General features: G+C 70.6%; 23 protein-coding genes. 15 read left to right on the top strand and 8 right to left on the bottom strand.

From position 1 onward, the window contains the following. The first annotated feature begins 2 nt into the window (after positions 1-2). Both AABA78_RS13290 and AABA78_RS13285 read left to right on the top strand, forming a co-directional pair. Complete coding sequence (locus AABA78_RS13290; protein WP_338263352.1) at positions 3-1157, top strand: trypsin-like serine protease; 1155 nt, start codon at positions 3-5, stop codon at positions 1155-1157. A gap of 110 nt (positions 1158-1267) precedes the next feature. After that, positions 1268-2566, top strand: coding sequence for a hypothetical protein (locus AABA78_RS13285; protein WP_338263350.1), 1299 nt, complete (start codon positions 1268-1270; stop codon positions 2564-2566). Between the two features lies 1 nt (position 2567). Here AABA78_RS13285 and AABA78_RS13280 read toward each other — a convergent pair whose 3' ends face one another. After that, positions 2568-3686: a ferrichrome ABC transporter substrate-binding protein gene (locus AABA78_RS13280; protein ID WP_338263349.1), complete on the bottom strand. Its 1119-nt coding sequence runs from the start codon at positions 3684-3686 to the stop codon at positions 2568-2570. A gap of 91 nt (positions 3687-3777) precedes the next feature. Then, positions 3778-4971, bottom strand: coding sequence for an LLM class flavin-dependent oxidoreductase (locus AABA78_RS13275; RefSeq protein ID WP_338263348.1), 1194 nt, complete (start codon positions 4969-4971; stop codon positions 3778-3780). 219 nt (positions 4972-5190) lie between these two features. On the opposite strand from AABA78_RS13275, the gene AABA78_RS13270 reads away from it, so the two are divergent. Together AABA78_RS13270 and AABA78_RS13265 are read left to right on the top strand one after the other, a co-directional pair. Then, entirely contained in the window at positions 5191-5463 is a 273-nt protein-coding gene (locus AABA78_RS13270; protein WP_338263347.1) for a DUF2277 domain-containing protein, read from the top strand. Between the two features lie 52 nt (positions 5464-5515). Further along, a complete protein-coding gene (locus AABA78_RS13265; protein ID WP_338263346.1) occupies positions 5516-6922 on the top strand; it encodes a hypothetical protein in 1407 nt (468 codons plus the stop codon). A gap of 9 nt (positions 6923-6931) precedes the next feature. On the opposite strand, the gene AABA78_RS13260 is transcribed toward AABA78_RS13265, so the two are convergent. Further along, entirely contained in the window at positions 6932-8521 is a 1590-nt protein-coding gene (locus AABA78_RS13260) for a family 43 glycosylhydrolase (RefSeq protein WP_338263345.1), read from the bottom strand. A 162-nt stretch (positions 8522-8683) separates the two neighbouring features. On the opposite strand from AABA78_RS13260, the gene AABA78_RS13255 reads away from it, so the two are divergent. From AABA78_RS13255 to AABA78_RS13235, 5 genes are all read left to right on the top strand, one after another. After that, entirely contained in the window at positions 8684-9685 is a 1002-nt protein-coding gene (locus AABA78_RS13255) for a siderophore ABC transporter substrate-binding protein (RefSeq protein ID WP_338263344.1), read from the top strand. Continuing rightward, on the top strand, positions 9648-10682 hold the full coding sequence (locus AABA78_RS13250; RefSeq protein ID WP_338263343.1) for an ABC transporter permease: 1035 nt from the start codon (positions 9648-9650) through the stop codon (positions 10680-10682). Before AABA78_RS13255 ends, AABA78_RS13250 begins: the two co-directional genes overlap by 38 nt. Beyond that, positions 10672-11643, top strand: a complete 972-nt coding sequence (locus AABA78_RS13245; RefSeq protein WP_338263342.1) for an iron chelate uptake ABC transporter family permease subunit — start codon at positions 10672-10674, stop codon at positions 11641-11643. Before AABA78_RS13250 ends, AABA78_RS13245 begins: the two co-directional genes overlap by 11 nt. Beyond that, a complete protein-coding gene (locus AABA78_RS13240) occupies positions 11640-12398 on the top strand; it encodes an iron ABC transporter ATP-binding protein (protein ID WP_338263341.1) in 759 nt (252 codons plus the stop codon). Before AABA78_RS13245 ends, AABA78_RS13240 begins: the two co-directional genes overlap by 4 nt. A 122-nt stretch (positions 12399-12520) precedes the next feature. Continuing rightward, complete coding sequence (locus tag AABA78_RS13235) at positions 12521-13105, top strand: hypothetical protein (RefSeq protein ID WP_338263339.1); 585 nt, start codon at positions 12521-12523, stop codon at positions 13103-13105. A 30-nt stretch (positions 13106-13135) separates the two neighbouring features. On the opposite strand, the gene AABA78_RS13230 is transcribed toward AABA78_RS13235, so the two are convergent. After that, positions 13136-14059: a LysR family transcriptional regulator gene (locus AABA78_RS13230; RefSeq protein ID WP_338263338.1), complete on the bottom strand. Its 924-nt coding sequence runs from the start codon at positions 14057-14059 to the stop codon at positions 13136-13138. Between the two features lie 101 nt (positions 14060-14160). Here AABA78_RS13230 and AABA78_RS13225 point away from each other — a divergent pair, with 101 nt between their 5' ends. Then, positions 14161-14604: a DUF4437 domain-containing protein gene (locus AABA78_RS13225; RefSeq protein ID WP_338263337.1), complete on the top strand. Its 444-nt coding sequence runs from the start codon at positions 14161-14163 to the stop codon at positions 14602-14604. 4 nt (positions 14605-14608) lie between these two features. Here the strand turns inward: AABA78_RS13225 and AABA78_RS13220 are convergent, their stop codons facing one another. Next, positions 14609-14779 carry a hypothetical protein gene (locus AABA78_RS13220; protein WP_158616851.1) on the bottom strand — a complete coding sequence of 57 codons (171 nt, stop codon included), beginning with the start codon at positions 14777-14779 and terminating at the stop codon, positions 14609-14611. 119 nt (positions 14780-14898) lie between these two features. Beyond that, positions 14899-15705, bottom strand: a complete 807-nt coding sequence (locus tag AABA78_RS13215; RefSeq protein WP_338263335.1) for an intradiol ring-cleavage dioxygenase — start codon at positions 15703-15705, stop codon at positions 14899-14901. Positions 15706-15843: 138 nt separating this feature from the next. Here AABA78_RS13215 and AABA78_RS13210 point away from each other — a divergent pair, with 138 nt between their 5' ends. Further along, positions 15844-16251: a DUF3224 domain-containing protein gene (locus AABA78_RS13210; RefSeq protein WP_120523420.1), complete on the top strand. Its 408-nt coding sequence runs from the start codon at positions 15844-15846 to the stop codon at positions 16249-16251. Here the strand turns inward: AABA78_RS13210 and AABA78_RS13205 are convergent, their stop codons facing one another. Further along, on the bottom strand, positions 16252-16743 hold the full coding sequence (locus AABA78_RS13205; protein ID WP_338263334.1) for an anthrone oxygenase family protein: 492 nt from the start codon (positions 16741-16743) through the stop codon (positions 16252-16254). 78 nt (positions 16744-16821) lie between these two features. Between AABA78_RS13205 and AABA78_RS13200 the strand changes: the two genes are divergently transcribed. The 4 genes from AABA78_RS13200 to AABA78_RS13185 all read left to right on the top strand — a co-directional run bounded on the left by AABA78_RS13200 (position 16822) and on the right by AABA78_RS13185 (position 20832). After that, a complete protein-coding gene (locus AABA78_RS13200) occupies positions 16822-17610 on the top strand; it encodes a helix-turn-helix domain-containing protein (protein ID WP_338263332.1) in 789 nt (262 codons plus the stop codon). A 145-nt stretch (positions 17611-17755) separates the two neighbouring features. After that, positions 17756-18811 (top strand): lipocalin-like domain-containing protein, encoded by a 1056-nt coding sequence (locus tag AABA78_RS13195; RefSeq protein ID WP_338263331.1) that lies wholly within the window; start codon positions 17756-17758, stop codon positions 18809-18811. A gap of 98 nt (positions 18812-18909) precedes the next feature. Beyond that, positions 18910-20127 (top strand): serine hydrolase domain-containing protein, encoded by a 1218-nt coding sequence (locus AABA78_RS13190; protein ID WP_338263330.1) that lies wholly within the window; start codon positions 18910-18912, stop codon positions 20125-20127. A 72-nt stretch (positions 20128-20199) separates the two neighbouring features. Further along, positions 20200-20832, top strand: a complete 633-nt coding sequence (locus AABA78_RS13185) for a glutathione S-transferase N-terminal domain-containing protein (RefSeq protein ID WP_338263329.1) — start codon at positions 20200-20202, stop codon at positions 20830-20832. Positions 20833-20889: 57 nt separating this feature from the next. Here the strand turns inward: AABA78_RS13185 and AABA78_RS13180 are convergent, their stop codons facing one another. Continuing rightward, positions 20890-21321, bottom strand: a complete 432-nt coding sequence (locus AABA78_RS13180) for a helix-turn-helix domain-containing protein (RefSeq protein ID WP_338263328.1) — start codon at positions 21319-21321, stop codon at positions 20890-20892. Positions 21322-21360 lie beyond the last annotated feature (39 nt).

Here is a 21360-nt window from a genome sequence, read left to right as displayed (position 1 = left end):
TCGTGCGTCGCTGGGCAGCCGCCAGCGTGGTGTCGCTGCTGGTCGTTGGCTGCGGTCCCCAGGCCGCCGAGGAGAAGCAGGCGCAGCCGGAGACTCCGGCCCCCGCCGCCACCACGCAGGAGATCGTCGGTGGCTCGGCCACCACCATCGCGGCGAACCCGTGGCAGGTGTCGCTGCAGAGCAGCGGCGGCAGCCACTTCTGCGGCGGCTCCATCATCAACGAGAACTGGATCCTCACCGCGCAGCACTGCGTGAACTCGGGCGGCAGCATCTCCAAGCCGGGCCGCATCGTGGCGGGCGTCACCAACCGCACCACCACCACCGGCGGGCAGGTCCGCACCGTGTCCCAGGTGGTCGTGTACCCGGGCTACGTGGACGCGAACTACGGCAAGGACGCGGCGCTCCTCAAGCTGTCCTCGCCGCTGGACCTGAGCGGCGCGAACGCGAAGGCCATCCCCATCGTCACGGCGGCGGACGAGGCCGCGGGCGTGGGCGGCGTTGGCGCCGTGGCGCGCGTCACGGGCTGGGGCACGCTGTCCAGCGGCTCCTCCTCGCTGCCGACCACGCTCCAGACGGTGGACGTGAACATCATCAGCAACGCGGACGCGCAGGCGGACTACCAGGGTCAAGAGACCATCACCGCGGACCAGCTGGGCGCGAAGGCCCCGGGCAAGGACTCCTGCCAGGGTGACAGCGGCGGTCCCCTCACCGTCCTCAAGGGCAGCACCCGCGTGCTCGCGGGCATCGTGAGCTGGGGCTACGGCTGCGCCGACGCGCAGTACGCGGGCATGTACGGCCGCGTGTCGTCCTTCGCCAGTTGGATCGACACCACCGTCAACGCCCCGCAGCAGCCGACGCAGACGCTGCTCAGCCAGACCAACCTCTCTGGCGCCACCAGCTCCTTCACACACTTCGCCATCACCGTCCCCGCGGGCTCCACGACCCTGACGGTGGAGCAGTCCGGCGGCACGGGTGACGCGGACCTCTACGTGCGCCAGGGCTCGCAGCCCACGACGACGGCGTACAACTGCCGCCCGTACCTCAGCGGCAACGCGGAGACCTGCACCATCACCGCCCCCGCGGCCGGCACCTGGTACGTCTCCGTGCGCGGCTACTCCGCGTACTCGGGCGTCTCCGTGAAGGCCACGGTGCCGTAGTCGTCGCCTGACGCTGGCGTGAGCGCGCAAGGCCCTCTTCCTCCTGAGCGGAGGGAGGGGGCTTTCGTGTTTCAACGACCCCGCTTGAGAGGAGTGCTACACCCGTCGTCATGGCCCGGCCCGTCCCCAGAGCGACCCGCTGTCCCTACTGCAACGCGCCCTTCACGCTCCAGGCCGCGAAGACGCACTACGTCTGCGGCTACTGCGGCCAGATGTTCGACCTGGAGGGCCCGCCCCTGGCGCCGCGCGCGCCCCCGCCAGCCCCGGCGAACAGACAGGCCCTGATGGTGGTCATGGGTGTCGTGGTGATGCTCGTGCTGGGCGCCACGGGGGCGGTGTTCGTCCTGGCCACGGGAGGCCCGGACACGCCCCCGCCCACGCGGCGCCCCACCCCCGTCGCCCGTCCCGTTGCCCCACCGGTCATCCCCGAGCCCAGGCCGGAGCCCATCCAGTGGACGGAGGACGCACCGTCGTTCGTGGACGTCAACGCAGATGGGACGGAGGACATCATCGGCCACGTGACCCGCCACGAAGGAGGCTCCGGGTTCCGCCACTTCATCGCCGCGTTCGACGGGCGGACGCTCCAGAAGCTCTGGGAGTCGCTGCCCTCGGAAGGCCCGGACGCCAGCAGCCGGACGAAGGTCATCGCCCAGAACGGCCGGCTGGTGATGAGCGAGCAGCGCGCGGTGAACCTGCTGGAGCTTGAGACGGGCAAGCGGCTGGGGCGCGTGCCGCTGACCGACTCGCCGCGCCGGCTCTGCATTCCTCCGGGGGACACGACCTCCGTCTGGGTGGAGGTGGTGGACCACCAGCACCTGCTCCTCGACACGCGCACGGCCACCGCGAAGCCCGCGCCCCGGGCCCCGGAGGGCTGCGCCACGCCGCCCTTGAGCCCGCAGACCTGCGACATGAGCCGGCCGCCGTCGCACCCCACCACCTGCGAGCGCTCCAGCTACCCGCCCTCCGACATCCGAGGCTTCTCCACGAAGTACCTCTACCGCTCGGGCGGCTACACGCTGGCGTTGGGGACGCGGTGGCCGGGGACGCAGGTGCCCATGGTGGCGCTGTTCGCGCCCGGCGACCGCAAGCCGCGGTGGCACGGCCTCGTGTCGGAGCAGGATCCCCTGCTGCTGCACGACCAGGCGCCGGAGGTGGGGGAGCTCTCGAAGGACGCCGTGTACGTCCTCTACGCGATGCAGAAAGGGGACCTGCGCCTCGTGCGGCGCGACCTGAACACCGGCGACATCGCGTGGGACGTGCCCCTGCCCCTGCCCGACCCCATGGCCATCCGGACGACGGTGCTCTGGGTCCGGAACGGCCGGGTGTACGTCACGCGGTGGGGACACCTGCTCGTGCTGGACGCCGCGACGGGCAACCGCATCAGCGGCATCGGCATCGGGCAGGAATGAGTCAGTAGACGGAGATGAGGTGGACCCGCACGCGGGGGTTGCCGAGGTACTCCTCCAACCGCCAGCGGGTCCGCATCCCGTCCTCGCGGATGCCCACGCCGTCCGCCTTGGGCGCGTCCGCGCTGGCGAGCGCATCGCGCAGATGGGACACCGCCCAGCTGTCGAACTTCGGATCCCCGGAGCCCTCCAGCACCTGGAGGTCGATCAGGCTCCCGTCGCGCGCCTGCCGCACCTCCACGATGGCGACGAGCGCGAGGATGGGGGCCGTCACGTCGGTCATGTACATGTCCGCCGCGCGCCCGGCCTCCACGGCCGCGCGCAGGCGGTCGGACGTCTCGCGGCGGACGTCCCGCTCCTGGGGCGTGAAGGGCGAGCCCGTCCGGCCGAACCGCTCGATGGCCTCCAGTTGCTCGCGCTTCAGCCGGCCCAGGACCACCTGCGCGTTGGGAGGAGGCGGGTTCACGAGCCGCTCGGCGAAGCCCTGGCGCAGCTTCGCGAAGTACGGAGGCGTCGCGCCGGAAGCCCGCGCGGACGCGGTCGCATCCTTGGCCCAGCCATCCACCCGCTGACGCGCCTCCTCCGCCTCACGGGCCGCCAGCGCCTTGGGGTCCGGCTCCGACCCTGGGACGTTGCGGAGCGTCCGCCCCGTCGACGGGGGACCCTTCAGCAGCCCACCGCCCAGCAGCCCGGGCGGCTCCAGTTGGAGCGGCACGTCCCGGACCGGAGGTGACGCGCGCTCGGGCGCTTCCGCGAGCGGCGCCGGAGCAGCGCTCCCGGGGGGCGAGGGAGCCTCGGCTGGCGCTTCGTCCTTCGGCCGCGAGTTCGTGGAGGGCTCTCGCTCCGCCAGTTGCCCTGACGCATCGTCCTTCGCCCGCGGGGAGGGTGCGTGCGCCGGCGCGTCGTCCTTCTTCCGCGCGGGCGAGCGAGGAGGCCGCTGCGCCTCCTCGGGCTCGGGCGGCGCGGGGCGGGCGTCCCGGGTGACGACCTCCAGCTCGATGGGCTGCGACGGCTCGGGGTGCCGGACGCGGCCGGACGGGCTCCGCGCCAGCAGCACGAAGAGCGCCACGTGCAGGAGCACGGACACCCCGAGCAGGAGCAGCAGCTGTGAGCGGCGGGACACGAAGGTCAGCTTGCTCCGTCCCGCCTCACGGGAGAAGGGGCGCGGAGCGTGGGTGTCGCGCCTCCACGCTCCCCTGCCCTCCCGTCGCCCGCTACGGCGCCGCCGGTGTCCTGAATTCCGGGATGAGCTCGCCCGTGAGGCGGATGCTCTTCAGGACCTTGTCGTGCGCCAGCGCGCCCACCTGGTGGAACGACATGAGCGCGTCGATGCCCAGCGCCTGGTAGCGCTTGAGCCCCGCACGCACCTGGTCCTGCGTCCCGACGATGAGCGAGTCCTGCGCGCTCAGGACCTCCCAGACCTGCTCATCCGGCACGGTCTCACCGGACATGATGCGGCCCAGGATGCGCTGCGCCTGGGACTGCGGCGCGTTCGGGTCCTTCTTGCGCAGGTACTGGCCCGTGAGCCCTCCGCCCGCCGGGTCCTTCGCCAGCACCTCCAGCTCCGCGGCGGTCTTCACGAAGGCGTCCTTCGCCTCGAAGAAGGTGAACGACCCGCTCGTGTACCAAGCGGCGGCCTTCGCGGCGCCGTTCTCCATGGCCTCGCGCTCGCTGTCCGCGCAGTGCACGAAGGTGAAGAAGGCGACCTGGTCGTTGACGAACGCGCCCACCGGCTCGCAGCGCGTGCGCAGGGCCTCGCGATAGATGTGGATCATCTCCGCCACCTCCTCCGGAGACGCCCAGAGCGTCACGCCCAGCGCGCCCACGCCGTTGCGTCCCGCCTGTTCGAACGACGCGGGGCTGGAGCATGCCTGCCACAGCGGCGGGTGCGGCTTGCGGTACGGCTTGGGGATGACGCTGACGTCCTTGAGCTTCAGGTCCGGTCCGTCCCAGGACACCTTGTCCTGGGTCCACAGCTTCGGCACCAGCTCGAAGGCCTGCTGCATCTGCCCGCGCGTGGAGTCCGGCTCGATGTTGAAGGTGCGCCACTCCGGGATGGTGCTGCGCGCCAGCCCCAGCTGGAAGCGGCCCCCGCTCAGGTGGTCGATGAAGGCCGCGCGCTCCGCGATCCGGATGGGATGGTTGAAGCGCATGGGCGCCAGCACCGACGAGTGTCCGACGTGCAGGTTCTTCGTGCTCCGCGCGATGGCGGTGAGCATGACCTCCGGCGCGGAGCTGTAGCTGAACTCCACCGCGGTGTGGTGCTCCACCTGCCACCAGACGCCGTACCCCATCTCATCCGCGAGTCGCGCCTGCTCCAGCGTCTCCTGGATGATCTGGTGCTCGTGGTCCGGACCGCTCCAGCGCTCCTTCGGATGCTGCATCTCCGAAAAGATATCGAGTCGCATGATGCCCCCCTGAAATCAGCCAGGGGCGATTTTACATCGAATGCGGACTCCCGCGCCGTCCGGAAAAGACAATCACTCCGGACGGCGTGGTCATGGCGGCGACTCCACCCAGTGGACCGTGCCCAGGCCGGCGGGGATGAGGTCGCAGACGCCCGCCGAGCGAGGTGACGTTCTCGCGGTGCGCTACGATGGCGCCTCTTCACGCAAAGGAAGCCGCCCATGTGCCGCAGCATCAAGACGCTCTTCAACTTCGAGCCGCCCGCGTCCGACGCGGAGGTGCGGGCGGCGGCCCTGCAGTTCGTGCGGAAGCTCAGCGGCACCAGCGCCCCGTCCAAGGCGAACGAGGAGGCCTTCAACCGTGCCGTCGAGGACGTCACCGAGGTCGCGCGCCGGCTGATGGACTCGCTGGTGACCACCGCCCCGCCGCGCAACCGCGATATGGAAGCCATGAAGGCGAAGCTGCGGTCCGCGAGGCGCTTCGCCCCGCGCTGACGGCCAGCGCGTGCCCCAGACTGGACGGGCCCACCGTCCCCGGAGTGCCCCGATGTTCCTCGCCTCGCTGCTGTCCGTGTTCGCTGGCGCCTGGCTGTTCGCGGCGGCGCCGTTCACCGTCACGATGAAGTCCGCGGGCTACTCCGCGCGCTCGGATGGCAAGACGGTCACCGTCACCCGGGTCGAGCCCAGGAGCGTCGCCGCCGAGGCAGGACTCCAGAAGGGCATGAAGGTGACGGGCATCTTCATGCCCATCAGGGCCTTCATCAAGGTACCCCTGCCCCAGTTGAACGCGACCGACCTGCAGGACGCGTTGACGCCCCAGCCCGCCGAGACCCTTGGGCTCCAGGTGGAGACGAAGCGGGGCCCGGAACAAGTGATCCTCCAGAGCCGCGATCCCCTCCCCGCAAATCCGTTCCCGGTCATCCCGCTCACGCAAGCCCAGCAGGAACGCCTGACCATGGTGCAGGCCAATCTCTATCAGATGAGGGTCATGCAGGCCCTGATGGAGCAGCAGCAGGGGCCCCCGCTCAAGGTCCGGCAGGAGACCACCGCCTACGTGATGCAGGGGAAGCTCGTGGGGGTGGCGGGTGGCGGCGCCACGCCGCTCTGGCTCCATCCCAGCATCTCGCTGGAGGCCCGCTGCCGCGACGGCCTGGAGAAGCTGGAGGTGAGCGGCGCCGCGAAGGACGTGAACCTCACGCTGAAGCCCGAGGACGCCCGCTACCCGAGGGGATCGTCCTTCGAGCTGGCCCCAGCGCTCTGGAAGGCCCCTCAGGTCGTCCAGCAATGCGCCGGCGTCCCCAAGCCGCTCGAGCAATCCCTGCACCTCAAGCTGACCTGCAAGGGCAAGCCCCCGGTGGAGCAGGACGCAGCCGTGAAGCTGGCCGTGCGCTGCGGCGAGCCCGCCCCGGTGACGCGGCGGCTGATGTTCCTGCGAGAGCCGTGGGACTTCATGGTGGGAGACAAGACCCCGCTCCAGGTGGACGTCGGCACGGGGATGATCATTCCCCGCCCCAGCGAGGTGGCCGTCGTGGAGCTGGATGCCGACGGCAGGGTGGCCCGGCGCCTGGCTCCGGTCCCCATCGCGAAGGACACCCACGATTCAACGGTCCAGGTTCCGCTGGACACGACGGTGGCGCGCACCGTGAAGCTGGCGGTGGAGGTGCGCTACGCGGACGGGAGCACCTGGCTCACCGAGCCAGACACCCGGGAGGTCCGCTCCCAGGAGCAGCTGGATGCCCTGAAGCGCAAGGTCACCGAATCCCGCGCGAAGATGGATGCCTTCGAGACGCGCTTCGCCGAGAAGTTCGACGACCCCTGCGCGGACCTGCCCGCCACGATGAAGTGGCTCCAGGCCCAGCCGGACCTGGAATACGCGTCCGCCGCGGAGAGCGGCCACTCCTTCTCCTACAAGGTGAAGGACACGCTCGCGCCCCTCGTCTTCTCCTGTCACTAGCCTGCCGGCTCAGGGGATGTTGATGCGCGAGTGCATGGCCCGCCCGTCATACGCGGCGGCGCCGCAGCGGGCGTGGGCCCAGTCCCCGTTCACCGCGGAGCAGATGCGGAAGGCCTGGATGTTGGAGGCCGGCACGTTGATGCCCGGCGTGTCGCAGCGCCCCTGGTAGGTCCAGGCCAGGCTCTTGTTCACGGAAGCCACGCCGATGCACGGGCCAATCCACGCGCCCGTGTCCCGCCGCTGCACGTCGATGGAGTACTGCGCCGCCGTCTCCTCCTCGCTCCACTCCAGGTCCACGAAGGGCGTGACGCCGCCGGGCAGCTCCAGCGACACGTCGTCGGAGATGCCGTCATAGGCCTTCTCCACGAACGGCCCCCAGACGTTGTTGTTGGAATAGAAGATGCGGAACGCGGCGATCTCCCCCTTCGTCACCACGCGGTCCCCCGCGCTGCGGCACACGCCGTCGAACACCGTCTTGTTGGCCTGCCCCAGCAGCGTCACGGACGCGCACGGGCCCACCACCGACCCGTCGCGCAGCACGACGTCCAGCGAGTAGCTGTACCCCGCGAGCCGGTTCCAGCGCACGCTCACCTGGTTGAGCGACGTCATCGCCCCGTCCACCTTGAACGCCACGCGCTGCTTGTACGTGCTGCGCGAGGTGAGGTTGCCCGCGCTGTCGAAGGCGCCCACGTGGAAGATGTTGAAGTACTCGCCGCGCCGCTCGACGATGACGTTGTGGCCGTGGGACTGCACCAGCCGGCCCGCGGAGTTCTTCAAGGGCAATGACAGCCGCCGCACCGCCCGCGCCCGCGTGAGCTCCGGAACGGTGTCCGCCATCACGTAGTACATGGCGTACTGGCTGTTGTACCAACCGCCGCTGAAGAGCAGGTAGTAGCGCCCGTCGCGCTTGAACAGCTCCGGCGCCTCGTTGATGCCCTCCTCGTAGGAGGGCGTCGCGAACACCGCCGGGCCCGCGTGGTTGTAGACGGTGCCGGGCGCGGCCAGCTTGAAGGAGGAGATGTTGTTGCCGTTCTGGAACCAGACGTAGAAGAGCCAGCGGTCCACGCCGTCGTTGAACGTCGCCGAGTCGATGCGGATGTTCCGGTTGCACCCCTGCGGCAGGCACGCCGTGCCGGTGGTGGTGCGCGGCCAGGTCGTGTTGGCGTTGATGGGCTGGGGCGCGCCGAAGGCCAGGTTCAGGTCCGGCGCCGTGGCGACGAAGGTCGTCACCTCCTGGCCGGCGGGAGGACACGCCGCGCCGTTGGGCACCCGGTGGCCGGAGAAGTGGAGCTGGTAGACGCTGCCCGTCTTGCTCAGGTCCGGCGCCCAGAGGAAGCAGTAGTCGTAGGTCGGATCCGCCGCGGACGGGTTGTAGTCGCGCTTGAAGCGGAACGCCGTGAGGTCGTTCGACTCGTACAGCGGCAGCACCACCCCGTTGCCGGTGCCGGTGAGGAAGAACAGGTCGTCGTTCTCCTTGTAGACGTCCGGATCCGCCAGCCACTGCATCAGCAGCGTGCGCGAGTTGTCCTGCGCGTGGGCAGTCCCGGACAGGGCCGAGCAGAGGAAGGACAGCAGCAGGACGGCACGGACGGGCTTCATGGCACCTCTCCCTGGAAGTCTTGAAATCCAAGCCTCCAGGGAAGACCCGGCGAGCGCAAGGTCGATGGGTTTTGACCGTCCAGCGGGGATCCGCTATATCCGACTTCGATAATGAGTATCAATATCACTTGATATCCCTTATCCCTCTGGATGGGCCTTTTCGTGAGCACCTCTCCCCGGCGTTTCCCTCTCCTCATCGCGGCCCTCCTCGGGGTCGTGGTCCTCGGCCTGGCGTTCCTCGGCCTGCGCCCCTCACGCGCGCCCACCGTGGAAGCCGCGGCACCGGCGGCCTCCGCGCCGGGGGCGGGCCGGACCATCACGCACGCGCAGGGCAGCACCGTCGTGGCGCCCCACCCGAAGCAGGTCCTGGTGTTCGACCTCGCGGCGCTGGACACGCTGGACGCGCTGGGGGTGGAGGTGCGGGGCGTGGCGGGTGAGTACTTCCCCGGCCCGCTGGCGAAGTACGCGGACGCGAAGAAGTACCCGCGCTTCGGGACGCTCTTCGAGCCCGACTACGAGGCCGTCCACGCCGCGCGGCCCGACCTGATCATCACCGGCGGCCGGACCAGCGCCCGGTACGCGAAGCTCGCCGCCATGGCGCCCACCATCGACCAGACGACGGACGACGCGCACTACCTGGACACCGTGGTGGGCAACACCGAGCGGCTGGCGACCGTCTTCGGCAAGGAGGACCAGGCGCGCGCCCTGATTGGAGGGCTGCGCCAGTCCATCGAGGCGCTGAAGGGCACCACCTCCACCCGGGGCAAGGGGCTCATCGTCCTGACATCCGGCGGGCGGATGAGCGCCTACGGCCCGGGCTCGCGCTTCGGCGTGCTGCACGAGTCCTTCGGCATCCCGCCCGCGGCCCCGTCGCTCAAGGCGTCGCTGCACGGGGAGGCCATCGGCTCGGAGTTCATCCTGGAGACCAACCCGGACTGGCTGTTCGTCATCGACCGGGACGCGGCCATCGGCGAGGGCGGCGGCGCGCAGCGGCTGCTGGACAACGAGCTGGTGCGCCAGACGACGGCTTGGAAGCAGGGCCAGGTCGTGTACCTGGACCCCGCCGACACCTACCTCATCGGCGGCGGCATCCAGTCCGTGCGGCGCCTGCTGGAGCAGATCTCCGATGCCTACGCGAAGCCCCGACAGCCCCCTGCTCCCTGAGCCGGCCTTCGCACTCCCCGGGCCCAGGGGCCCGCTGCCCCTGCTCGCCCTGGCCGGCCTGGGGGTGCTGGTGCTCGCGGGGACCAGCCTGTTGATTGGCGTGAGCCGCGTGTCGTGGGACGCGCTCCTGGCGCCCGCGGAGCACCCGCGCGCCTTGCAGGTGCTGGTCATCAGCCGCGTGCCGCGCACGCTGGCCCTGGTGCTGGCGGGCATGTCCCTGGGCGTGGCGGGCCTCATCATGCAGATGCTCGCGCGCAACCGCTTCGTGGAGCCCTTCACCGCGGGCACGGCGGAGTCCGCGAGCCTGGGCCTGCTGGTCGTCACCCTGCTCGCCCCCGGCATCCCCATCCTCGCGAGGACCGCCGTCGCCGCCGGCTTCTCCATGGCGGGCACGGCGCTGTTCCTGCTCATCCTCCGGCGCATCCCTCTGCGCTCGGCGCTCGTCGTGCCCGTCGTGGGGCTGGTGCTGGGCGCCATCTTCGACGCGGCGACGACGTTCTTCGCCTACCGCTTCTCCCTGCTGCAATCGCTGATGGCCTGGACCACGGGCGACTTCTCCAGCGTGCTGCGCGGCCGGTATGAGCTGCTCTGGGGCGCCTTCGTCCTGACGGTCCTCGCCTACGTCGTCGCGGACCGCTTCACCGTCGCCGGCATGGGCGAGGCCTTCACCACCAACCTGGGCTTGAGCCACCCGCGCATCGTGGCGCTGGGGCTGGCCATCGTCGCCATGGTCACCGCGGTGGTGGTGGCCACGGTGGGGATGATTCCCTTCATCGGGCTCGTGGTGCCCAACGTCGTCAGCCTCATCGTGGGAGACAACGCGCGCCGCGCCATCCCGTGGGTGGCGGTGCTGGGCGCGGGCTTCGTGCTCCTGTGCGACGTCGTCGGGCGGGTGGTGCGCCAGCCGTATGAGATTCCCGTGGGCACGGTGGCGGGCGTGGTGGGCAGCCTCGTCTTCCTCCACCTGCTCTTCCGGAGGGACAGCCGTGTCGGCTAGCGCGCTTCGCCTGGAGGGCCACGAGCGGCGGCTGCTCCTGCTGGGGGCCCTGGCCGTCCTCTGCGTGGGGGTGTTCATGACGGTGGACGCGGGCGGGCGGTGGGACTTCGTGCTGCCGTTTCGCGCGCGCAAGGTCGCGACGGTGCTGCTGGTGGGCTACGCCATCGCCGTCTCCACGGTGCTGTTCCAGACCGTGACGGAGAACCGCGTGCTGACGCCCGCCATCATGGGCTTCGACACGCTCTACGTGCTGCTGCAGACGTGCCTGCTCTTCTTCCTGGGCTCGCGCACGGTGGCGTCCCTGGACCCGCGGCTGCTGTTCGCGGTGGAGGTCGCCGTCATGGTGCTCTTCTCCGCCGTGCTGCACCGCTGGCTGTTCGAGGGCCGGGGGCGGAGCATCCACCTGCTGCTGCTCACGGGGGTGGTGCTGGGCGTGCTGTTCCGCAGCCTGTCCACCTTCCTCCAGCGCGTCATCGCGCCGGGCGAGTTCGCCTTCCTGGAGGACCGCTTCTTCGCCAGCTTCAACAACCCGGACCCGGACCTGCTCGCGGTCTCCGCGCTGATGACGGTGGGCGCGTCCGTCCTGGGCCTGCGCCTGCTGCACGCGTGCGACGTGCTGGGCCTGGGCCGCGACGTGGCCATCAGCCTGGGCGTGGACCACCGCCGCACGGTGTCGCGGCTGCTGGCGGTGGTGGCGGTGCTGGTGTCGGTGTCCACGGCGCTGGTGGGGCCCGTCACCTTCTTCGGCCTGCTGGTGGCGAACCTGGCGCACGGCCTGGTGCGCTCGCATCGGCACGTCCACGTGCTGCCGGCCGCCGTGTTCCTCGCGGTGATTGGCCTGCTGGGCGGTCAGCTCGTGCTGGAGCGCGTCTTCTCCTTTGGAGCCAACCTGCGCGTCATCATCGAGTTCCTGGGCGGCCTCATGTTCATCACCCTGCTCATGCGAGGCGCGCTGCGATGATTCAAGCCCGGAACGTCACCCGCCGCTACGGCGACACCCTGGTGGTGGACGACGTCACGCTCCAGCTCCCGGAGCAGGGCGTGACGTCCATCATCGGGCCCAACGGCGCGGGCAAGTCCACCCTGCTGTCCATGGTGAGCCGCCTGCTGCCGCTGTCCTCCGGCACGGTCCTGGTGGACGGCCTGGACGTGGCGCACACGCCCGGCGACGCGCTGGCGCGCAGGCTGGCCATCCTGCGGCAGGACAACGCCGTCACCTCGCGGCTCACCGTGCGCGACCTGGTGACGTTCGGCCGCTACCCGCACTCCAGGGGCCGCCCGACGGTAGAGGACCGCGCCTTCGTGGAGGGAGCCCTCCACCACCTGGGCCTGGAGCCCATCGCCCACCGCTTCCTGGACGAGCTGTCCGGCGGCCAGCGCCAGCGCGCCTTCGTGGCGATGGTGCTGTGCCAGGACACGCACTACGTCCTCCTGGACGAGCCGCTCAACAGCCTGGACATGAAGCACGCCGTGTCCATGATGAAGGAACTGCGGCGCGCGGCGGACACGCTGGGCAGGTGCGTGGTGCTGGTGCTGCACGACCTCAACTACGCCTCCTGCTACTCCGACCACGTCATCGCCATGCGCGGCGGGAAGGTCGCCTTCCAGGGGACGCCGGAGGAGCTCATGCGCCCGGACGTGCTGCGGGGCATCTACGACCTGGACATCGACATCCACCTGCTCGATGGAAAGCGCATCGCCGTCCACTACCGCTGAGCCGCGCGCCCGCGCGTGAAACCGTGACACGCGCGTCGCGGTTGGGATTGACGGCCGGTGTGCCCCGGGAATGTCTCCCTCTGTGAAGTCATGGCATCGGGCTTGCTCAGTCGGCAGCCACCATGCCCCACCACCTCGAAACCACTCCGAACTCCCGCTTGCGTCACTGGGCCTCCCGGCTGGCCCTCCTCGTCGCCTGCGTCAGCGTCGTCGCGACGTCACAGGCCGTCTCCGATGACGTGCTCTCGGAGCCGTACACGGGCGCGACGGTGACCCTCACGACGGAAGCGCCCAAGACCCGCATCCCGCTCGTCGTGCGGGCCACGGCCACGAAGTCTCCCGACAAGGTCGTCGAGGCGGAGGTGAAGGTCCTGGTGTCGGCCACGTGGACGCCCGCGGACTCCAGCCAGACAGCGGCCCCCCGGCTGCGCGCCGTGTTGGTCGAGGGCGAGTCGGACTTCTCCGGGCCTGAGGCTGGCGTCGCGCTGGTGGCCGGACAGCCGGTGACGACCGAAGTCCAGACGTACCTCGGCCGCGACTGCCGGCTGGGTTCGAGCTGCGAATGGACCACGAACCTGGAGCTGATGCTGGAACCCAACGCCGCGGCCGGCAAGGTGGAGGTGGTCTGGACGGCGACGGCCCAGGCGCACGTGGTGGATACCTCCAGCACGCCCAAGGGCTTCACCGTCATCGTCTCGGAGCCGTGAGTCCCTGACGCGCGGCGGGGCGGGACGTCCTCACCGCGCGCGCTTCTTCCGGGGCCTGGAGGGAGGCCTCGCGAGCGCCTCCGCCTGCGCCCCGATGGTCTCCGCCAGGAAGTCCACCACCGCGCGCACCCGCGCGTTGTGGGCCAGGTCCTCGTGGAACACCAGCCACACGGTCCGCTCCAATTCCGGCAGCGCGTCCCGCAGCGGGACCAACTCCGCGTGCAGGTGCCCGAAGTACGCCGGCAGGAGCGCCACGCCCAGGCCTTCACGCGCTGCCTGGAGCAGCCCCAGGATGGACGTGAGCCGCACCGCGACGGTGGCCTTCGCCGCGTGCACGTCCAGCCACTTCGACTCCGGCCAGCGCCGCGAGTCCTGCGCGTAGCCCACCACCGCGTGCCCCTGGAGCCCGGCGTCCCAGCGCACCGGCCCCCGGCGGGCGAGGTATGCCTTCGACGCGAAGGGCACGACCCCAATGGCAGCCACCTTCCGGGCCCGCAGCGACGCCTCCTGTGGCCGGACCAGGCGGATGGCGACGTCCGCCTCGCGCCGCACGAGCGACAGGGCTTCGTAGCCGGAGAGCAGCTGCAACTCGATTTCAGGATGCCGCGCCTGGAAGCCCGCCAGCCACGGCATCACGTTGTGGACCAGGAACGAGTCCGTCGCGGTGACCGTCACCGGCCCGGAGGGGCGCAGGTCCTCGCCGCTGGCGAGCCGCTCCACCCGCAGCGCCTCCGCCTCCACGGCCTCCGCGGCGGGCAGGATGCGCAGCGCCACCGCCGTGGGCCGCAGGCCCGTGGGGGTCCGGTCGAAGAGGCGCGCTCCCAGCTCCTTCTCCAGCACGGCCAGGCGCCGGCCCACGGTGGTCTGGTCCACCTTCAACCGCCGCGCCGCCGCGGAGAGGTTGCCCTCCCTCGCGATGGCCAGGAAGTGCCGCAGGTCGCTCCATTCGGGCATGGCCTGCATTCTCGCAGAGGTGCTCTGCGCAAACGGGCATTTTCGCAGACCCGCCTCGCGGCCATCCTCCCGGGCGTTTCCTTCCACCGAGGAGTCCCACCGTGAAGACCCTGCCCAAGCTCGTCGCCGCCGTCGCCGTCGTGTCCGCGTTCACCTTCGCCGCCGCCAAGGGCAAGGAGTCCGCCGCGTTCCAGCAGACCGCCTATGACAAGCTCACCTGGACGCAGATGATGCCCGGCGGCCCGTCCGTGCACGTCCTCTGGGGCGACATGAAGAAGGGCCCGTACGCCCTGCTGATGAAGTTCCCCGCCGGGTTCGACTCCGGGCCGCACACCCACTCCGCCGACTACCACGGCGTGCTGGTGAAGGGCCGCATGACGAACACCAGCGAGGGCGCCGCGGAGGCCGGCGCCGTGGAGGCGGGCAGCACCTGGGACCAGCCCGGCAAGGTGGTGCACCGCAACCAGTGCGCGGCGGACGCCGAGTGCGTGGTGCTCATCGCCCAGGACAAGCCCTTCGACTTCGCGCCCGCCAAGGCGAAGTGACGCGTCAGCGCGAGTCGCGGCGCTTCTGCTGCCGGGCGAACTCCGCCCGCAGCGCCCCGCCGATGCGCTTGCCCGTCACCTTCGTGGACTTGCGGATCTTCTCGTAGTCCTTCGTCTGCTGGATGTAGCCACCCCGGTGCTTCTTCGAGGTGGTGTCCTTCGGAGGCTGGAACATCGGCAGGGCTCCTGTTCAGGGAGAGGGACCGCGGCCCCCTGAAGATGCATCACGCCCCGGAGGGTTGCCATCCCTCCAGGACGGAGCACGGGCGGGCAGGCGGGCCCGCCGCCGGCGCGTCAGACCTGGATGCCCACCACCAGGGAGGCGGCATAGCCGTCCGTGGTGTTGCCCGTCACGGTCGCCAGCTGGGTGGACGCGCCGTCGCTGAACACGTTGTCGCTGGAGAGGGAGACCTGGCCCAGGTTGCGGACGCTCTGCGAATAGCCAGACGTGGCGTAGACCGCGTCGCAGCTGTCCTCCGGCAGGGCCAGCTGGGACGTGGCCACCTTGTTGCGCGAGGAGGAGGTCGCCTCCACCGAGGGGTAGATTTCGAAGTGGATGTGCGGCCAGCGGCCGCTGTAGCAGGCGGGGAAGATGCTGGTGAAGGTCACCTTGCCCTCTTCATCCGTCACCTGCACCCCGCGCAGGTAGTTCTCGCTGGTGACGCCCGACGAGTACATGGAGTACCGCCCCGCCTGGTCGCAGTGCCACAGGTAGATGGCGTAGCCGCGCAGCGGCGTGCAGCTGCCGTCGCTGGCGACCAGCGTGAGGGTGATGGTGAGCGGGATGCCCGCCGCGACGCCGCTCGCGCCCGCGATGCTGGAGCGGATGTCGCCGCGGACGATGCCCGACAGCACCAGGGCGTTGGCCCCGTTGGAGCCGTCGCCGGGATAGGGGCCGGCCGTCTCCTCCGGAATCCTCGCACAGCCCGACGTGTCACCGCTGCCGCCGCTGGAGTCAGTCCCACCGCAGCCGATGATGGGGATGAGGCTGGTGAAGGCCATCCAGCGCAGCAGCTCCCGCCGGTCCGTGCGCTTCGCCAGGACCCGCAGGTCCTGCTGGAGTCCGTGGTGGTGGTTCCGTTCGTCGTCGCTCAAGTGCATGCCCCCTTGGAGTGACCGTGACGGTAGGGCAAAGGTCTTAAGCGAGTCCTAAGGCCCCCCGGGGCTGACGCGTTTTTGCAATCCAGGGGCGGGCTCCGGGCGTATGTGTCCGCCCATCCAGCAAGGGAGCAGGCACCCATGACGAAGCGCGCGAACGGCCCTTTCGACGTCAAGCTCACCCCCATGGCACCGGAGGCCGGAGTGGTGGAGGGGGCTCCGGGCCGGATGGCGCTCGACAAGCGCTTTCATGGAGCGCTGGAGGCCACGAGCCAGGGGCAGATGCTCGCGGTGCGGACGGCGGTGGAGGGGTCCGCGGGGTACGTCGCGATGGAGCGCGTCAGCGGGACGCTGGACGGCCGGAGCGGCACCTTCGCGCTCCAGCACTTCGGGGTGATGACGCGCGGTGCGCCCCACCTCGTCATCTCCGTGGTGCCGGACTCCGGAACCGGCGAGCTCACGGGGCTCGCCGGCTCCATGACCATCGACATCGCCCCGGGCGGGAAGCACTCCTACGACTTCCAGTACACCCTCCCGGACAAGGCGTAGTCACGCGCCGCCCTTCACGCGCAGCCATGACAGGGCTTGAAGGGCCGCGAACCACGCCCCCGCCGCGAGCGCATGGCGCAGGTGGTTCATCCGCGCCCACCGCATCGCGGTCTCCACGGCGGCCGGAGAGTCAACGGACTGCATCAGCCGGACCATCGTGGGGATGAAGTACGCGAAGGTCAGGAGCCGGTCCACGAGCGCCACCAGCGCGGCCCCGAGCCACCAGGCGCGCAGCGGCCCCGTGGCCTGCGTGGCGAAGTAGAGGCTCGCCAGGGTGAGCAGCGTCAGCGGTCCCGTATTCACCAGCCCCCAGAAGCGCCGCCCCACGTCATCCTGTCGCGCCGCCTCCGCGGACCAGTGCGCGCCCGTGGCGTCGAGCCAGCGGGGCAGCGAGATGCGGTGCTCATAGAGCCCCGCACCGAACGCGACGCCGAGGTTCAGCACGAAGAGCCACAACAGGATTTCCGCCGCGGAGGGCTTCAGGTTCATCATGGGGGCAGCATGCGTCCCGGGCGCGCGAGCGTCTTTCGTGCCCTTGTGCTGTTTTTCTCGAACTTGCGGTGTTCCTCCATGACGCCCCGGCACTCCCTCCTCGCCCAGATTGGCGCCGACATCGTCCGCTTCCAGGATGCCTCCGCGGAGTTCGACGCGGCCGTGGGAGCGGTGCTCGCGCTCGGCCGCGCGGAGCTGACCTGCCTGGCGCAGCTGCACTTCGGAGGCCCCGCGCCCCTGAGCGCGGTCGCGCGAGGCGCCGACGTGGAGCGGCTGGAGCTCGCCGGCTACGTCCAGCGGGAAGGCACCGGGAATGGCAGACGGCTCGCGCTCACCGGGCACGCGCGCGAATGGATTGAGACCCTGTGGGGCCCCCTCCAGGCGGATGGCCTGCAATTGATGTCACCCCTGCCGGACGCGGAGCTGAAGGTCATCGCCCGCTTCCTGAGCGAGGCGCGGGCGTCGCAGGACCGCCATGCCGCCCGCGTGTCGAAGCTGCTCCAGCAGCCAGGAGGCACACGGGCCGCGCGGCGGCGCGGTGGCCTCTCCGCCGCCGCGCTCCATCGCGTGAGGCTCTTCATCGAAGCGCACCTCGCGCGGAGGATCCGCGTGGGGGAGCTGGCCCAGCGCTCGGGCCTGAGCGTGTTCTATTTCACCCGCGCCTTCCGCCAGTCCATGGGCATGACACCGCATGCCTACGTGCAGCAGCGGAGGGTGGAGCGGGCGCGCGGCCTGTTGAGCCACACGACCCGCTCCCTCGGAGACATCGCGCTGGAGGTCGGCTTCAGCTCACAGAGTCACTTCACCACGGTGTTCCGCCGGCTGACGGGCCTCACGCCCGCCGTCCTGCGGCGCGCGGGCCGCTGACGCCTGCGAGCTCCACCGGGGAGGGCCGCCATGTCGTTTCTGGGGGTGGGGGCGGGAAGATTGGCCCCGGCGCGCGTACCAGGGATGACCGGCGCATCCGCCGGGACGTCCCTCGCGGCTGAGACCTCCTCACAGGCACCCCACCATGGCCCGTCCCAAGAGCCCCCTCGTCTGGATCCTCCTCGCGGTCGGAGGCGCCTGCGCGTTCTGCTGCACCGGCACCCTGGGGCTCATGGCCCTGGGCCTCTTCGCCGGAGACAGCGACACCCCCGGGACTCCCGCCGCCGCGAACAGGGCGCACGGCGGCAGCCCGGGGGAGCCCGGCGGCTTCGCGTTCGACGCGCCCCAGGGTTGGAAGACCCAGCAGGACGGACGGTTCATCCTCGAGTGGGACGAGCGGGGTGACACCCTGGGCGTGGAGGCGCTCCGGCTGCCGGCCGTGCCCGGGCTCGACGACGCCGAGGGCAAGGTCGCGCGGCTGTGGCAGGAACGCGTGGGCGCGGACTGGAACGACGTGAAGCCGAACCCGCTGGTGATGCGGCGCTTCGTGGCCAACGGCGCCCGCGCCTTCTTCACCGCGGCGGTGGTGCGCGCGAAGAACAACGGCCGGACCTTCCGCGTGAGCCTCTACCTGGTGGAGGCGGGCGACCGGCTGGAGCCGCTGGTGTTCATCCAGAGCTTCATGAGCCCGCCGGGCAGTGCGGGCGAGGAAATGTCGGCCTCGTTCTCCTGGAACACGTCCTACACCCGGGTGGAGGAAGCGCTGAAGGGCGTGCGAGGGAGCCCCGTGGGCCTGCCGCTGGTGGACGACGCGGAGGTGGTGGGCCACTTCATCTACGGCACCAGCACCGGAGCCCAGTGGGTCAACACCTATACCGGGAGCACCACCATGACGGCGGTCTCCTACAGCATCGACTACACCTTCGGCGCCAATCACGCATTTCAATACAAGTACGCGGGCGCGTCCGGGCAGGTGGGCGCGATGAGGTTCGGCTCCGAGGACGACCAGGGCACCTGGAGCGTGAAGCACGACGTGCTGACGCTCACCGGAGCGAAGCGGACACGCCGCTACCTGCTCATCGGGGCGGCGCGCTCGCCGGAGGGCAAGCGCACGCTCTACCTCATGAGCGAACACCCGGGCTGGTCCCTGGCCCCGGGCGCCATCGGGCAGAACGGCGAGCTGTACGTGGCAGCGGACTGAATCTCCACCCGCCCGGTGACACCGCCGGGGGACGCCGGTGTTCCATCCGCCGGCCGCAAAAAAGCGCCGGCCCCTTCCCTCACAGGAGATGGAACCCCATGGCTGTCCTGCACCGCGGACTGCGGGTTGGTATGGCATTGCTCGCGAGCTTCATGACCCCCGCCTGCGGGCCCGAGGCTCCGGTGGGAACCGGGCTGGAGGTGGGCGAACTGGGGCTGGAGGTGGACCCCGCGCCCCTGCCGCCCCTGAACCGCGAGGCGCTGCGGCAGGCCATCGCGGGGCTGCCCAACGCGGAGGTGTCCGGTGCCCTGGTCCGGGTGACCGGCGCGGACGGCCGCTGGCTGGGGACGTCCGGGGTGGCCGACGTCCGCACCGGCGCCCCGGTGCCGGCGGACGCGCACTTCCGCATTGGCAGCATGACGAAGACGTTCACGGCCACCGTCGTGCTGCAGCTCGCCGCCGAGGGACGCGTGGACCTGGACCGGCCCGTCCAGGACTACCTGCCGCGCCTGCTGCCCGCGGGCGTCTACGCGCCCATCACCGTGCGCCAGCTGCTCAATCACACCCACGGCCTGCCCGGCGTGCCGGTGCCGCAGAAGGCCCCGGAGTGGTTCTTCGAGAACCGGTTCCGGCGCTTCAGCCCCCGCGAGCTCGTCTCGCTGGCGCTCCCGCCGGGCCCGCGCTTCGCCCCGGGCACGCGGCAGGAGTACGGCAACATCGGCTACATCGTCGCGGGCCTGCTCATCGAACAGGTGACGGGCCGCCCCTACGGGGACGCGGTGCGGGAGCGCATCCTCCGGCCGCTGCACCTGCGGGACACCTTCGTGCCCGGCAACGACGTGACGATCCCCGGGCGGCATGCGCATGGCTACGAGGAGGTCACTCCCGAGGACGGGCCGTGTCCGGCGGGCGCCATCCCCTACGGCACGCGGTGCCTGGTGGACGTCACCGAAGCCAGCCAGTCCGTCCCCTGGGCCGCCGGAGAGATGATCTCCACCGCCGAGGACCTGGACCGCTTCCTCGTCGCGCTCTTCCAGGGCCGGCTGCTGCCGCGCAAGCAATTGGAGGAGCTGTTCACCGTCCCGGACCTGCCCGGCGCCAGCTACAGCGCGGGCCTCACCCGCTATGAAATCAACGGCGTCCTCTTCTGGGGCAAGAGCGGCGACCGGCACGGCTACAACAACGGGATGGGCGCCACGCGCGACCTGCGCCGGCGCCTCGTCTACTCGGTCAACACGCTCCACATGGGCGGTGACCAACCCGCCATCGCCGCGCGCATCATCGCGGCGGCCCTGCAGGGGCCCTCCCGACCTTGAGAGGGTACGGGGGCTGCATCCTCGGTGCGTGGCGCGGTAGCCTTCCGCGCCATTTCCACCGGAGGGCCCCGCATGTCCGCGCTCGACAGACCCGTCATCATCGGCCGTTCAAGCTCGCACTTCACGCGCATCGCCCGGCTCTTCGCCGCGGAGCTGCGCGTCGACCATTCCTTCCAGGTGCTGCGGGACCTGCTGTCCACCGACCCGGCGGACTACGGCGGCAACCCCGCGCTCCGGATCCCCGTCCTGAAAACTTCCCGAGGCGCCTGGTTCGGCGCGCTCAATGTCTCCCGGGAGCTGTGGCGACAGTCCAATCCCAGGCCCCGCGTGGTGTGGCCGGAGGACCTGGACGTGCCGCTCCTCGCGAACGTGCAGGAGCTCACCCTGCAAGCCATGGCGACGGAGGTGACGCTGGTCATGGAGAAGATGGCCGGCGGCGGCGAGGGGACGACCCATGCCCTCAAGCTGCGCAAGTCCTTGCTCAACATGATGGCGTGGCTGGAGGAGCACTCGAGCGCCGCGCTCGCCGCCCTCCCGCCCGAGCGGGACCTGAGCTACCTGGAGGTCACCCTCTACTGTCTCGTGACCCACCTGGAGTTCCGGGACGTGTTGCCCATTGCCCCCTATGTGGCGCTGAACCGCTTCCGCCAGCAGTTCGAGCAGCGGCCCTCGGCCCGGGACACCGCCTTCCGCTTTGACACCTGACGCGGACCGGGAGCCGCGCGCTCCCGTCCGGGTCCAGGCCGCGTGGGCCTCCGAAGCTCACCTGGGAGGCAGGCGCTTGCGGCTTCGCGCGCCCTTCGCGCCAGACGCGGCGCCCCGCAGGAGCCGGCGGAAGGTGGGGCACTCCATGTGGCTCGGCGCAGGACAGGCAGCGGCGTGCCGGAGGCCGTCGCGCATCGCGCTCAGCTCGCGGATCGTCCTGTCCAGCTGCTCCGCCCTGGACAGGAGCATCCGCCGGTCGATGCGCGGCCGCCCGTCCGGGGCGAACATGAGCGCGATCTCCTCGAGCGAAAAGCCAGCGGCGCGCCCCATCGCGATCAACGCCAGCCGCTCCAGCACGCCAGCGTCGAACAGGCGGCGCAGACCTCGCCTGCCCACCGAAGCAACCAACCCCTTCTCTTCATAGAACCGCAGTGTCGAGGCCGGAACGCCGGAGCGCCGCGCGACCTCCGTGATGTCCAGTTCGTTCACCGTCTTGACCTCAAGTCGACTTGAACTGGCACAGTGCGG

The organism is Corallococcus caeni (genome assembly GCF_036245865.1).
GTDB classification, from domain to species: Bacteria; Myxococcota; Myxococcia; order Myxococcales; family Myxococcaceae; genus Corallococcus; species Corallococcus caeni.
The sequence above is the reverse complement of the archived record's forward strand: the minus strand, read 5'-3'. Positions and strand labels throughout refer to the sequence as shown.

Coding starts and splice junctions, on each gene's coding strand:
- AABA78_RS13190 (WP_338263330.1), top strand. CDS start 18,910: ATGGCTGTCCTGCACCGCGGACTGCGGGTTGGTATGGCATTGCTCGCG.
- AABA78_RS13205 (WP_338263334.1), bottom strand. CDS start 16,743: ATGATGAACCTGAAGCCCTCCGCGGCGGAAATCCTGTTGTGGCTCTTC.
- AABA78_RS13270 (WP_338263347.1), top strand. CDS start 5,191: ATGTGCCGCAGCATCAAGACGCTCTTCAACTTCGAGCCGCCCGCGTCC.
- AABA78_RS13260 (WP_338263345.1), bottom strand. CDS start 8,521: ATGAAGCCCGTCCGTGCCGTCCTGCTGCTGTCCTTCCTCTGCTCGGCC.
- AABA78_RS13200 (WP_338263332.1), top strand. CDS start 16,822: ATGACGCCCCGGCACTCCCTCCTCGCCCAGATTGGCGCCGACATCGTC.
- AABA78_RS13285 (WP_338263350.1), top strand. CDS start 1,268: ATGGCCCGGCCCGTCCCCAGAGCGACCCGCTGTCCCTACTGCAACGCG.
- AABA78_RS13195 (WP_338263331.1), top strand. CDS start 17,756: ATGGCCCGTCCCAAGAGCCCCCTCGTCTGGATCCTCCTCGCGGTCGGA.
- AABA78_RS13215 (WP_338263335.1), bottom strand. CDS start 15,705: ATGCACTTGAGCGACGACGAACGGAACCACCACCACGGACTCCAGCAG.
- AABA78_RS13210 (WP_120523420.1), top strand. CDS start 15,844: ATGACGAAGCGCGCGAACGGCCCTTTCGACGTCAAGCTCACCCCCATG.
- AABA78_RS13275 (WP_338263348.1), bottom strand. CDS start 4,971: ATGCGACTCGATATCTTTTCGGAGATGCAGCATCCGAAGGAGCGCTGG.
- AABA78_RS13240 (WP_338263341.1), top strand. CDS start 11,640: ATGATTCAAGCCCGGAACGTCACCCGCCGCTACGGCGACACCCTGGTG.
- AABA78_RS13250 (WP_338263343.1), top strand. CDS start 9,648: ATGCCTACGCGAAGCCCCGACAGCCCCCTGCTCCCTGAGCCGGCCTTC.
- AABA78_RS13220 (WP_158616851.1), bottom strand. CDS start 14,779: ATGTTCCAGCCTCCGAAGGACACCACCTCGAAGAAGCACCGGGGTGGC.
- AABA78_RS13185 (WP_338263329.1), top strand. CDS start 20,200: ATGTCCGCGCTCGACAGACCCGTCATCATCGGCCGTTCAAGCTCGCAC.
- AABA78_RS13235 (WP_338263339.1), top strand. CDS start 12,521: ATGCCCCACCACCTCGAAACCACTCCGAACTCCCGCTTGCGTCACTGG.
- AABA78_RS13230 (WP_338263338.1), bottom strand. CDS start 14,059: ATGCCCGAATGGAGCGACCTGCGGCACTTCCTGGCCATCGCGAGGGAG.
- AABA78_RS13265 (WP_338263346.1), top strand. CDS start 5,516: ATGTTCCTCGCCTCGCTGCTGTCCGTGTTCGCTGGCGCCTGGCTGTTC.